This is a genomic window from Rhizobium beringeri, from assembly GCF_004306515.1.
GTDB lineage: Bacteria > Pseudomonadota > Alphaproteobacteria > Rhizobiales > Rhizobiaceae > Rhizobium > Rhizobium beringeri.
On record NZ_SILG01000001.1, the window covers coordinates 4,369,878 to 4,383,431 of the forward strand.

Genomic DNA, 13,554 nt, shown 5'->3' on the forward strand with positions numbered 1-13,554 from the left:
GCCGAATTGATACCCAGAGGCCAAACCGCGGTGAGTGAGGCAGCACAGCAGATCGACAAGCTCATGGGATTGCATCCCAAGGGCTTTGATCTGTCTCTCGATCGCATCACTCGTCTTCTCGATGTGCTCGGCAATCCGCACAGGAAACTGCCGCCGGTGATCCATGTCGCCGGCACCAATGGCAAGGGGTCGGTCACCGCCTTCTGCCGCGCCCTGCTCGAAGCCGGCGGCTACAGCGCCCATGTCCACACCTCGCCGCATCTCGTCAATTGGCACGAGCGTTATCGCATTGGCGTCAAGGGCGGACGCGGGCAGCTTGTGGATGACGCCGTCTTTGCCGAGGCCGTGCGTCGCGTGGCCGATGCCAATGCAGGACAACACATTACCGTCTTCGAAATCCTGACGGCGGTCACCTTCATCCTGTTTTCCGAACATCCGGCCGATGCCGCGATCATCGAAGTCGGTCTCGGCGGCCGGTTCGACGCCACGAATGTCATTTCCGATCCGGCCGTCTCGGTCATCATGCCGATTTCGTTGGATCACCAGCCCTATCTCGGCGACAGGGTCGAGCTGATCGCGGCCGAAAAGGCCGGTATCATGAAGCCGGGATTTCCCGTTGTCATCGGTCATCAGGAATATGACGCAGCACTCGACGTGCTGATGTCGACGGCCGAGCGGCTGCATTGCCCGAGCGCCGTCTTCGGGCAGGATTTCATGGCGCATGAGGAATATGGCCGGCTCGTCTACCAGGATGAATTCGGTCTTGCCGACCTGCCGCTGCCGCGACTTCCCGGCCGGCATCAATATGCCAATGCCGCCGCCGCCATTCGTGCGGTCAAGGCGGTGGGTTTCACTGTCACTGAGACGATGATGGAAAAGGCGATGAGTTCGGTCGAATGGCCGGGCCGGCTGCAGCGTCTGAGCGAGGGCCGGCTGCTGTCGCATGCGCCCGCCGGCGCCGAGATCTGGATCGATGGCGGACATAATCCCGGTGCAGGCGAGGTGATCGCCGAAGCCATGGCCAATTTCGAGGAGCGTCAGTCTCGGCCGCTTTTCCTGATTACCGGCATGATCAACACCAAGGATCCGGTCGGCTATTTCAAGGCCTTTACCGGCCTGGTCGAGAAGGTTTTCTGCGTGCCGATCCGCGGCAGCGAAGCGATGATCGACCCCGTGATATTGTCGAATGCCGCTTATGATGCCGGTTTGGTTGCCGAACCGATGTTGACGGTCGGCGATGCGCTGGAAGCAATAAGAGCCGTTCTCGATCCAGAGGCTTTGCCGCCGCGCATCTTGGTCGGCGGCTCTCTCTATCTCGTCGGCGATGTCCTTGCCGACAACGGTACGCCCCCGAAATGAAGGCTGCAAAATGAAAAAAGCCCGGTCGAACCGGGCTTTTTTCATTGTGATACAAATTGAGCGATATCAATCAGGCAGCGTTCGAAATCCAGTTCGAAAGGGCCGTCTTCGGCTTTGCGCCAACCGAGATATCGGCAACTTCGCCGCCCTTGAAGATCGCAAGCGTCGGAATGGAGCGCACACCGAACTGTGCAGCGAGTTCCGGGTTCTCATCGATATTCAGCTTGGCCACCTTGACCTTGCCTTCCATCTCGATGGCGATTTCCTCGAGGCTCGGAGCAATCATCTTGCACGGGCCGCACCATTCAGCCCAGAAATCGACGACGACGGGTTCTGCGGATTCCAGAACTTCCGACTGGAAGTTATTGATATCGACTTTCACGGTAGCCATGGGCTGCTCCTTTATCGGAATTGGGTGTTGAACCACATGTGATGGTGCGGTGCCGAATTTTCAATGTCCGGTATTTCACTTTGTCTTGACCGCTGCAAGCGCCAAACCGAGCGCCTTTTCGCTTAGTGTGAAGAGCGAGGCGTTCTCAGTATAGACAAGCATGCAATCGATACGCTTCTCAGGATAGAGCGGCGCCAGGATCTCGCGATAGATCGCCAGCTGCGCCCGGTGCGCGAAGGGGATAGCCTCTTCCGTTGTCGGCGGCACCCGATTGGTCTTGTAGTCGAGAATGACGACGCGATCGGCAAGGACGGCAAGCCGGTCGATGCGACCGGAGACGGCATAGCGCTTGTCGTCGAGCGTCAATGTTCCCATGATCGAGACCTCTGGCTGGGCCTGCGCACCGAGAACGGCCTGCAGACCTTCCTCGTCCAATAGTTTCAGAACCGAATCGACAAGCTTGCGCCGTTCGGCTTCCGGCCAGAACCGCGCCGCCCGTTCGGCATAACGGCTTGCCGCGTCGGGCCGTTCGCCAAGTGGAATTTCGGGAAGCGCCTGTAGCATGCGATGGATCAGCCTGCCCTTTTCCAGTGAACGATCGCCGCGCTCCTTCTCGCCGAACAGCGGCGAAACGACCAGCAGACCGCCTTCATCTTCATCGATGATCGTCCCGGCACCGGAAGGGCTGAGCGGCCGGGGCAGCTCAGCCTGCGGCGGCAATGGCCGCAACAGGCCGTCCGGCAAGGTCTCCTCGCTGTCGCGCTCTTCGCTGCGATCGATACGCTCGAAGCTTCGTTCTACCCGCGGCACGCGCCATTTGATGCCCGGCCATTCTCCATCGGGGCCGGAGAATGTGGTCGCCTCCACATGCGGATGGTCGTCGTCCAGTGCCGTCGAAATCATCATATGCCAGGTGTCGTTGTTCACACGCACGCCACGATAGCCGCAGACGACCAGCCGGTCGGCCGCGCGTGTCATGGCGACATAGAGCAGCCGGCGATATTCTTCTTCCGCCAGCATCTGGATACGCGCCGCATCATCCTGGGTCAGCGAATTGGCGAGATCGGAGACAGGAACCCAGACGGGCATCGGCGGCTCGTCGGGGCCGGTCTCGATCAGCCGAAGCTTCGGCAGATGGGTATGGGTGAAGGCCTTCGAACCGCCGTCAACGAGGAAAACGATCGGTGCTTCAAGGCCCTTGGAGGCATGCACCGTCATGATCCGCACCTCGTTGCGCCCCTTGTCCTGCTCGCGCTTCATCACGGGTGCTTCGAGTTCCAGCGTCGAGATGAAGGATTGCAGACCGGGAAGGCCGGAGCTCTCGTGGTCGAGCGTGAAGGTCAGGAATTCGTCGAGAATATCGCTGACCTCGGTGCCGAGACGGGCAAGGAATTGCCGCCGCCCGCCATAGCTACCCAGCACGCGCGCATAGAAATCATGGACCGACAGGCTCCGGGATTGCCGGAGGAACAGCTCCAGCCTCTCGACGGCAGCACGGAAACGTTCGGTGCCGTCGGCGGCGAAGCTTTTGAGATGGCTCCAGACGCTCTGATTGTCGCCGCGCAATGCGGCGATCGCAAAGATATCGTCTTCGGAGAGATCGAAAAGCGGGCTCTTGAGCACGGCGGCGAGCGAAAGGTCGTCTTCCGGCAAAAGCAGGAAACGGCCGAGCGCCAGCAGATCCTGCACGGCGATATGGCTGGTCAGCACCAGCCTGTCCGCGCCGGCGACCGGAATATCGCCGCGGCGTTTCAGCGCCCGCGTCAGCGCATTGACGAAGGCGTCGCGCTTGCGCACCAGCACCAGGATGTCGCCGGCTTCGATCAGGCGCTCCTTGCCTTTGTCGACGATCGTCTCGCGGCCGACGAGCGTGCCGATCGAATGGGCGATCCGCCGCGCGAGCATTGCGGCCGGCGCGCTTTCCGGCGTCGCATCGAAGGGCGCCGTCCAGTCCTCCTCCTTCACAACCGCTTCCGGCGCGACCATCTCCCAGAGGTCGACAGCGCCGGGATGTCCGATGCGGCTGGAACGATGCACAACCGGCTCGCCGAGCGCGCTAAGGCCGCGCGCGTTGTCGGGTGCCTTGAAAATGTGGTCGACGGCCTCGAGCACGTCGGCGGTCGAGCGGAACGACAGCGGCAGCCGTACGGAGGAAAAGCTCTGCCCGCTGTCGGACACGCGCCGCCGCGTCCGGTCGCTCTCCTCTGAAAAACGCTCAGGCCGCGCGCCCTGGAAGGAATAGATCGACTGCTTTTCGTCGCCGACGGCAAAAAGCGTGCGCACGATCGGTCGGGCGCTTTCGCCGGAGAAGAAATCTTCGGCGAGCGACTGGATGACGCTCCACTGGATCGGGCTGGTATCCTGCGCCTCGTCGACGAGGATATGATCGATACCCCGATCGAGCTTGTAGTGGATCCACGGACCAACGCCACTTTTCGTCAGCAGGTCGGCGGTGCGGGTGATCAGGTCCTCAAAGTCGAGCTGGCTGCGCTGCTTCTTCAGCTCTTCATAGTCGTGATTCAGCCGGTCGGCGAGCACGAGTGCCGCATGCGTGGCGCCGTACATCCGCATCAGTTTCAGCCGGTCACGGCTTGCTGCGACATGCGCGCGGGCAATGGCGATGGCGTTCGCCAGCTGTGGTGCCTCGGCAAGCATGGCCTTGACGAAGAATTGCGAGTCCGCCTTTGGCTCGCCCTTCACGGTCAGAAAGATTTTTTCGAGAAACTCAGCGCGCCTTGCGTCATCGCGCTCCCGCCCGGCGAGCCTGAGGCCGTAGGCAACCTCCTGCGCCTTCGCACCGCCCTTCTGGTCGGCAAGCGAGAGATAAAGTTCCAGCGTTCCGCCCGAAAGCTCCGGCAAAGGCCAATATTGCGTTGCGATCCGGCTTTCCGTCTCGCCAGCGGCGAGACCCAGCCTCTTGCGCAGGACCTTCTCCACACCGCCCTGCTGTTCGGCCGTCGCCGTGAAACGACGAATGGCGTTGCGGTTGGCGACGATGTCGCCGAGCAGGTTCTCCAGTCCGGATTCGTCGCCGAGATTGAGCACGTAGGCGAATGCCTCGGCAAGCGCGCTGTCTTCCTCCGGCGCCGTTGCCGTCAGCAGCGCCCGGCGCGCATCGGAAAGCAGCGCCACCGCCGCGCGATCGTCGAGAACCGAGAAATGTCCGGCAACGTTAGCCTCCAGCGGGAACTGATGCAGCAGCGCCTCGCAAAAGGCATGAATCGTCTGGATCTTCAGTCCGCCGGGTGTCTCCAGCGCTTTGGCAAACAGCCGGCGGGCCTCGGCAAGCTTCAGTCCGTCGGGAGCCGTACCCTCGATCTGGGTGATCCGCCGGCCGAGGTCTTCATCGTCAAGCACCACCCATTCCGCCAGCCGTTCGAAGACGCGGTTCGACATTTCCGACGCCGCAGCCTTGGTATAGGTGAGGCATAAAATGGCGGAAGGCCGCGCACCGGCAAGCAGCAGCCGGATGACTCGCTGTGTCAGTACATGCGTCTTGCCGGAACCGGCATTGGCCGAGACCCATGCCGAACGCAGCGGATCGGAGGCAATCGCCTGCTGGATCGTCGTCCAGCCGATCCAGGCGCCCGGATCGTCGTCGTTGGGAAGGGCGGTCACATCACTCATCACCGCCCTCTTCGGTTTCAGCCGTCGACCATTCGGAGACGCGGGCAAGATGATCGTAGTCGCCGCCGAAATCGAATTGCTGGGCCGGGATCAGCCGTGAGGTGAAACCCCTTTCGTTGGATTGCAGCAGCCCCACGAATTTGATCAGCTGATCGATCGATTCGGCTGCGAGATCCATCGCCGATTTCGCCTTGTCGCTGCGGGCAGAGCTCTCGTTGTTGACAGTATCAACTTGGAGAGGGCTTCTCGGCCGCAGGCGGACATAAAGCAGGTCCTGCGGCACGAGGCTGCCCGCGTCACGGAAAGCGCCGGCGTTCAGGGCCGCGGCCTCCAGAGCGAGCTGCGGATCGAGAAGCGCACGTGCCTGCGCCGGCGTGGGATTGTGACCGGTCTTGTAGTCGATGATGTCGGCCGAGTTTGGTCCTGTCATGTCGATCCGGTCTGCCACACCAGTGAGCCGGATATTGATGGATTCCAGCTCCATGCCGCCCCGTACTTCCGTCAGCGTTTTCCGGATGCCATGTCGCCGTCCGGCCTCCCATTCGAGGAAGACGCGGGCCACCGCGCGAAAGCGCGGCCGCCACACGGCATCGATATGCGGCGGCAGCTGCTCCATGTCGAAAAGCTCGGAAAGGATACGCTCCATCGCCGCTGCCGCATCCGGCGTGCCGGCGATGTGAGCCTCGCGGATGAACCGGTCGATGATCTTGTGGTAGAGCGTTCCGCGTTCGGCCGCCCCTGGATCGCGATTGAACGGGTCGACGGGGTCGAGCCGAAGCACACGGCGGGCATAGATGGCATAGGGATCACGGCGCAGCCGGCCGACTTCGCTGAAGGAATAGGATTTCGGTTGCAGCGCCAGCGGCGGTTTCGGCGAAGGTCGCAGCGCCGGCGCCTGACCATCTCCCCGATCGATGAGAGCCGCCCATTGGAGAAACCGGTTGCCGCGTCCTTTCAATTCCGCTTCGAACGCCTCTCCGCCAAGCGCCAGCAGCCGCTGCAGCCAGCGCGAGGCGACGGTCGGCGTTGAGCCCTGGCGCAGCGCGCGCGCATAGATCAGATGGCGCGTGCCGTTTGCCATCTCGAAATCATGCGCCAGCTGGCCGATGCGCCGCTCCGGCGGCTCGAGGCCGATCTCCGTCTTCATCATCCGCGGGATGAAGGGATTGTTGGCGGTCTGCCCCGGCCAGGTGCCTTCGTTCAGGCCGCCAAGGATCAACGTATCGACGCTCTGCAGGCGGGCTTCCAGCGTGCCGAAGATGAAAAGCCTGGGATGGCTGAGCGCCCGCGGCTTCACCGCATGACCGGCGGCAAGGGCTGCCATGATGTCGATCCATTGCGGTCCGTCGGCCTCCATCTGGCCGTCGGTGTCGATCACTTCACCGAGCAGGGCGGCGAGGGCATCTCCTGCTTCATCAGACCAGAGATCGGCGAGATTGCCTTGCGGATCGACCGCGACCGCTTCAAGCGAACGGCCGGTGCGCTCCGCCCATTCGGACAATGTGAAGCGCAGTGTTCTTCCGCGATCTTCCGGCCGGTGCCGCATCAGCGCCGAAGCCAGAGGTTCGGTCGCTTGAGCGACCCGCCGGGCAAGATCGAATGCGCCGTCGGCGGCCTCAGGCGAAAGCGCTTTTCGCCATTGCGGCGCGTGCCTGTCCAGGGCCTGTTCGGCAAGTTGGTGAGTGAGCAGGGGTTCCAGCGTACTGATATCCACCTCTGCCACCCCGCCGCGCAGTGCCAGCAGCTCGAGAGCCTCGATAGCGGAAATCAATGCGCCGCGTTCCAGACCGAAGCGGGCAAGCGGATGTTTGAGCAAGGAGACGATCGCCACCGGATCGCCCGGCCGCAACGCTGCCTCCAGCAGCAATTGCAGCAAGGTGCCCTGCGGCATGGCCGAAAGCGGCGTGCCCGCCGAATCGTCGGCGAGGATGCCGAAGCGGGAAAGCTCGGCCATCACCCGCCGCGCGAGATTGCGGTCCGGAGTGATGAGTGCTGCCCGGCTTTCGCCGTCCTGGCCCGGTCTTTCCAACGCCAGCCGGAGCGCGATAGCAATTGCGGTTGCTTCTTCGCGCTCATTGGCGGCTTCGATCAGCGGGACATCAGAGAAGGCCGAAGACAGCGCACCTGCCGGCAGGTCGTTCTTCCATGCTCCCCAGTCGCTGGTTGCCTCTGCCGGGGCAAGTGCCCGCGACAGGATTTCGGCGCGCCGGTCGAGATCGGCCTCCGGTCTATCGAGGAGCGTGACATCGGCCCGCGTCAACTTCAGCCGCTTGAGCAGCGCCGACAGACCATACTGCGGATGGCTCCGGCTTGCGGGATTGGCATGTTGGCCGGGCGCCAGTTCCGGCGCGACCATCTGCCAGTGCCTTTCGGGCATGGAGAGATCGAGACCCGGAAGCACGATCACGCCTTCAGGCAGATGGGCAACGGCGTTGATGAGATCGGCGGTGGCGGGAACGGAACCTGTCGAACCGGCGATGATGATCGGTCCAGCCGGTTTCGTCGCCGAAAGCCGGCTTGCCTCAGCTCGGAGAATGGCGTTTCTGTGCCGCGCCGGCGAGGATTTGCCGAGTTCGGACAGACGCGCCGGCCAGAATGCGCTGGCGATCTGCAGAAATTCCGCCGTCAGCTGCCACCAAGCGGCATAGTCGCCGGTGTCGAGTTTCGACAATTCCGACCAGTCGAGATCCTCGGTCTCGATGGAATCGATCAGCTCTGCAAGATTGCGGGCGAGCCAGATCGCATCCGCGGGACTTGCCGGCGCAACGAGCGGCGAGTCCGAATGGATGTGGCGGACGATCTCCGGCAGCTTGTTTCGCCAGGCAAGGATCAGGCGCGCCAGCTCCAGCAGACGGGCGGTATTCGACAGCGGCTGGGCGAGATCGATCGTTGCCGGCAGCGCCTCGTCGAAATAGCCGCTATCGTCGTCGGTTTCGCCGAGCGGACGGATGACTGGGAGGATGGCCGAGCGGCCGCCGAGCAGGTCGACGAATTCCGAGCGCAGCACACGCACGGCGCGCCGGGTCGGCAGGTAGATCGTCACCTTGGCGAGCGACAGCGGATCATCGGCCTCGTGCCGGAAAAGCGACGTCAACCGGCCATCGCAAAGCGTCGTTGCCAGCGTTTTCAAGAAGGGGAGGCCCGCCGGGATCGTCAGGATGCGTGGCTGGTGCCGCTCCGCCATGGCTCAGGCAAACGCCCGCAACCTGCGGATCGTTTCCTCCGCCTCGCCGATTGCCTCCGGCGTGCCGACCGTCAGCCAATGGCCTTCGAGCACCATGCCGAAAAGCCGTCCGCGCGCGATCGCCTTGTCGAAATAGATATTGAGGTTGAAGGCATCCTTCGGTGCATCGTCAAGCAGCGACGGGTTCATGACGATCGCTCCGGCATAGACAACGGGATTGGACGGATCGTCGCGATAACGCGTCAGCCGGCCATCGGTTGCGAGACTGAAGTCGTTCTTGCCGTTGTGACCTGTCGTATCCTCGATCCCAACGCAAAGCAGCGCCATGTCCATGCGTTCACTATCGAAGAATCCGGCTAAACGTTGCAGGTTGGTCGGTCGCCCCGGCTGCTCGCCGATCCAGAAGAGATCGGCATTCATGACGAAGACATTGTTGCGGTTAAGCAATGTCAGGCCCTTCGCCAGCCCGCCGCCGGAATTCATCAGAGCGTCCTGCTCGTCGGAAATGATGATGGCGAGGCCGCGGTAGTTCCTGAGATGGTCGAGCATCTGATCGGCGAAGTGGTGGACGTTGACGACGGCCCGTTCGACACCGGCCGCAACCAGTGAATCCAGCGCGTAGTCGATCATCGGCTTGCCGTCGATCTTCACCAACGGCTTCGGGATCGTGTCGGTGATCGGGCGCATGCGGGTTCCGAGACCCGCGGCCAGTACCATGGCTTGTCTGATGGTCATTCTGATCCGGAACTTATGATTCGCTCTGGCCTATTCCAGCCCTTGTGCACCAATCGCGCAAGGGGGCAAGCGTTTCATGCTCAAGTGCGACGTTCAGATAGGCGAGTGTGCGCGGCATGTGTTTCAGATAACCCGGCTTGCCGTCGCGCTGCAACAAGCGCACCCAAAGACCGGCAAGCTTGCAATTGCGCTGCGCCGACATGATTGCCCAGGCCTTCATGAAGCCGGCTTCGTCGAAACCGCCCTGTGCGCGGCGAAGCCCCAGATAATCATCCATCAACTGCCGGAAGAGAGCCGGCTCGATCGTCACGCGCGCATCCTGAACGATCGAGGCGAGGTCATAAGCCGTGGGGCCGATCATGGCGTCCTGGAAGTCGATGAGGCCGATCCGTTCGACGCCCTTCGCATGCGGTCTCCAGATGATATTCGGCGAGTGGAAGTCGCGCAGCAGCAGGTTCTTCTCGGCCGTTGCGAGTTCGTCGATGAGTGTATCCCAGATCGCCAGATAATCCGTGCGTTCGGCTTCGGTTGCAGGTGCGCCCTGCCGCTTCCAGGGCAGGTGCCAGTCGAGCACCAGCCGCACCTCCATCTTCATCGCCGTACGGTCGAAATCAGGAATATGATGGACATGCCCCTTTCCAACGGGGATGTCCTGCGGAAATTTCAGGGCGTGCAGTCCGGCCAGGCAGGCAACGCTTTCGCGATAGCGTTCGGTAATAGGCTGTCCGTGGGCATCCAGCACGCCGTCACTGCCGAGATCTTCGATCAGCAGGATACCCTTGTTATAATCCACCTTGTAGACTTCGGGCGCCGCAAAGCCGTCCTTGCGCAGCGCATCGGCGATCGCCACGAATGGATAGGCGTTTTCGGCAAGATGCGCGACTTTGGGATAGGGTTTAGCGTCGAGAACCGGCGGGCCTTCAGCAAGCGGCGGCCAGTCCATCAGGATGATGCGTCGCTGGTTCTCGCCCTTCGGATAGATCGCCTCATAGGCGCGCAGCGAGGCATCGCCGGTCAGGAAGCGGCGTTTCGCTGCGGGGTAACCGGCGTCATCAAGGAAATCGCGGATCGCCAGGACACGGCGGATGCGTGAATCTTGCGCGCCCGCGGCTCTGATTGTCGCCCGCCGGCCGTTGCCCTCATGTTCCAGTGTCAGTGCGATGCGCTGAGCGGGCAGCTCGCTCTCCGCCATCTCCGGCCATTCGACGAGACAGATACCGTTCTGCAGAGCCTCGTCGAAGCCAAGTTCCGTCAGTTCGGCGGGGTCGCCGAGCCGGTAGAGATCGAAATGCGAAATGGGGATGCGCAGATCGTAGGACTGCACCAGCGTGAAGGTCGGGCTCGGGACCTCGAGCCCTTCGTCATCGGCCATGGCGCGCAGGATCGCCCGGGCGAGCGAGGATTTCCCCGCGCCGAGATCGCCGGAAAGGGCAAGGCAATCGCCGGCCTTCAGGGCCAGCGCCAGATCTTCGCCGAGGCGGATGGTAGCCGCCTCGTCTTTCAGGAAAATCGAGATCGCATCGCTGGTCGTCATTCGGCGGCGGCGGAATGCGGTACATCGACCGAGGGGATACGGCAGACGACGGTCGTGCCCTTACCCGGCTCGCTGTCGATCGTCACATCGCCATGATGCAGACTGACGAAGCTGTCGACGATTGAGAGGCCGAGGCCGGCGCCGCCGCGTTTGCCGCTTTTCGCCCCCGTGGCGAAACGGTCGAAGACGGTCGCGATCATATCAGGTGAGATGCCGGGGCCGCGATCGCTGACGGCGAAGACGAAATCCGTGCCTTCGCGATGGCATTCCAGCGAGATCGAGGTGCCTTCAGGCGAGAAATTCGCCGCATTGGAAAGAAGCTTCAGAAGGATCTGCTTCAGCCGCTGCGGATCGGCAATGATCGAGCCGAGATAGGCGGGTGCGGTGATTTCGAGCGCCACGCCGCTTTCGTGGAGGCGATCGGCGATCTGCATCGAGACGTCGTCGAGCAGGTCGTTGAGATCGATATCCGCATAGTTGAGGCGCATGATGCCGGCGTCGACGGTCGCAAGGTCGAGGATATCGTTGACGAGCGTCAAGAGAACCGAGGACGAGGTCGAGATGTGGTCGATATATTCGGCCTGCCGTTCGTTCAGCGGCCCGACACCCGGTGTACGCAGGAGATCGGTGAAGCCGATGATGTTGGTCAGTGGCGAACGCAGTTCATAGGAAACGTGCTGGACGAAGTCGTTTTTCAGCTCGTCGGCCTTGCGCAACGCTTCGTTCTTCTCGGTCAGCGCGCGCTCGGCACGCACGCTGTCCGTCATGTTGACGAAGGTCAGCATGGTCTGCGCGTTCGGCAGCGGGATGACGGCGTAGTCGAGCACGAGGCCGGAGAAGAGTTCCAGCGTTCCCTGGCCCGAGCGGCGTTCGTCGTCGAAGCTGGTGATCAGCTCCGCGAAGGTCTTCCAGCCATCCGGCCGATCATAGGACGGCGCGCAGGCATCGCCCAGCGCACGGATATGGGTGCCGGGCTTGGCTTCGGTTTCGGTGATCCCCCAGAGCGCGCGGAAGGCCGGGTTCGAAAGGCGGATGCGTCCATCAGGACCGAACACCGCCACGCCTTCGGAAAGATGGTCGATCGTTTCGCCCTGCACCTTGACCAGCGTGTTGTAGCGCGTTTCGAGATCGACCTGCTCGGTCAGGTTTTCGAACACCCAGGTGGCGCCGCCCTGCGGATGGGCGGTTGCGAAGACGCGCAACGTCTGCCCGTTCGGCAGGTGCCAGAGATCGGATTGCGTGTCGAGCGCGCGATAGACGGAAAGCGCGGCTTCCTTCCAGCTTTTCCAGTTGAGCTGGTCCGGCAGTTTCTTGGCCGCCCGCAGCCGCTCGAGCAGCTCGCTATTGTCAGGCCGGCTTTCGAGGAAGGCGATATCCAGCTCCCAGAGGGCGACGAAGGCCTGGTTGTAGAATTGCAGCCGGCGGTCGCCGTCGAAGATGGCAACAGGCGTGGCGAGATGGTCGAGCGTTTCGGCATGGCTCTTCAGCGTCCGTTCCAGCTCGGCGCGCACTGCCTCTATGTCGGACACATCGATCGCGATGCCGGCGGAGCCGCCGGGAACTCTGACGTCGACGACGTCGAAGAATGTGCGGTTGCCATGCACGACCGTCGAAATCTTGTCGTGGAAGGGCGATTCCGGCGTCGTCGTCGCGCGAATGCGTTCGCGCGCCACGGTCGTCAACATCTCGCGGCCTTCATTGATCGCCTGCTGCGGCGATCGCGCCTCGACCGCCTCGCCATAAGCCTGGTTGACCCAGGTGAGGCGGCCCACCGGATCGCGCTGCCAGGCCGGCATGTCGATCGCGTCGAGCATGGTCTGGAAGGCCGAGATCGAGGTCATCAGCCGGTCGCGCTCGATCCTGAGCTCTGCGAGCTCGGCGCGCAGATTGTTGAGTGCCACGAAACGGACGAAGGCCCGCCCGCCGGAAACCCGGCCCTGCGCCTCGAGGATTTCGTCGCGGATGGTTTCGACCACCATGTCGAAGCTCTGCGCTTCGTCGCGCAGCCGGTCGATCGCCTTTTCCAGCTCGGAAGCCGAACGTGACTTCAGCCACAGGCCGAAGGCCAGGAATTCGCCGTCCTGCGGCGCGCCGGTCTCGGGCGGAAGCTGACCGAGCAGTTCGGGGCGCGCATTGCCGTCCCAGATGACGATCCGCCGGTTCTTGTCGGCGATCAGAGCCTGGTATTGCGAAATGCGCTGCTGGGCATCGGAGAGCGCCGAGCGGATTTCCCGGCTCTCGTTTTCCAGGTTGCCGCGCTGGCGCACGAGCCACAGCGTCGACAGCAAGGCTGCCGATATGACGCCGATGACGACGGAAACACCGATCACCTGCGAGGATGTGAAGAGGTGAGCCGAGGCCGCCGCCTGCTGCTCCGCCTGTGCCAGAGCCGGCCGCGCCAGCGCGGCAAGCGCCGTGCCGGCCGCGCAGCTTTTCAGGAAGCGCGCCAATGGACCGTGCTCTTGCTTTGCGGCCTCGTGTGCCGTTGCAGATTTATATCCTTGGCCTGCCATCAGCGGGCGGCGATCGGCGCGAGCGCCATCATCCGCCTGACCGGGCAGGCTGCTTTTCATTTCCGACATCCGCGGTATGTCTCCGTCCTTCAATGTGCCGCATTACGACAAGACATCCCATTTTCGCAGCGGTCGGACAGGGTCCGGCGCCACGAATCAAGTCTTAAAACAATACTTCGGAAGGGAATCGGCGGGAAGGGAGCGTCCAAAA

7 protein-coding genes are annotated in these 13,554 nt (G+C 62.7%); 1 reads left to right on the top strand and 6 read right to left on the bottom strand.

Annotation, left to right across the window (positions count from 1 at the left end; genetic code table 11):
• Positions 1–6 precede the first annotated feature (6 nt).
• On the top strand, positions 7–1,359 hold the full coding sequence (locus ELH03_RS21715; RefSeq protein ID WP_197730003.1) for a bifunctional folylpolyglutamate synthase/dihydrofolate synthase: 1,353 nt from the start codon (positions 7–9) through the stop codon (positions 1,357–1,359).
• Positions 1,360–1,429: 70 nt separating this feature from the next.
• On the opposite strand, the gene trxA is transcribed toward ELH03_RS21715, so the two are convergent.
• The 6 genes from trxA to ELH03_RS21745 all read right to left on the bottom strand — a co-directional run bounded on the left by trxA (position 1,430) and on the right by ELH03_RS21745 (position 13,412).
• Positions 1,430–1,750, bottom strand: coding sequence for a thioredoxin (gene trxA / locus ELH03_RS21720; protein ID WP_128403865.1), 321 nt, complete (start codon positions 1,748–1,750; stop codon positions 1,430–1,432).
• Positions 1,751–1,825: 75 nt separating this feature from the next.
• Positions 1,826–5,377 carry a double-strand break repair helicase AddA gene (addA, locus tag ELH03_RS21725; protein ID WP_130766630.1) on the bottom strand — a complete coding sequence of 1,184 codons (3,552 nt, stop codon included), beginning with the start codon at positions 5,375–5,377 and terminating at the stop codon, positions 1,826–1,828.
• Positions 5,370–8,561, bottom strand: coding sequence for a double-strand break repair protein AddB (gene addB, locus ELH03_RS21730; protein ID WP_130659365.1), 3,192 nt, complete (start codon positions 8,559–8,561; stop codon positions 5,370–5,372). The genes addA and addB overlap by 8 nt, the downstream gene beginning before the upstream one ends.
• A 3-nt stretch (positions 8,562–8,564) precedes the next feature.
• Positions 8,565–9,296: a nucleotidyltransferase family protein gene (locus tag ELH03_RS21735; RefSeq protein ID WP_130766631.1), complete on the bottom strand. Its 732-nt coding sequence runs from the start codon at positions 9,294–9,296 to the stop codon at positions 8,565–8,567.
• 13 nt (positions 9,297–9,309) lie between these two features.
• Positions 9,310–10,830 (bottom strand): tRNA (adenosine(37)-N6)-threonylcarbamoyltransferase complex ATPase subunit type 1 TsaE, encoded by a 1,521-nt coding sequence (gene tsaE, locus ELH03_RS21740; protein WP_128403862.1) that lies wholly within the window; start codon positions 10,828–10,830, stop codon positions 9,310–9,312.
• Positions 10,827–13,412: a sensor histidine kinase gene (locus tag ELH03_RS21745; RefSeq protein ID WP_130766632.1), complete on the bottom strand. Its 2,586-nt coding sequence runs from the start codon at positions 13,410–13,412 to the stop codon at positions 10,827–10,829. Before ELH03_RS21745 ends, tsaE begins: the two co-directional genes overlap by 4 nt.
• Positions 13,413–13,554 lie beyond the last annotated feature (142 nt).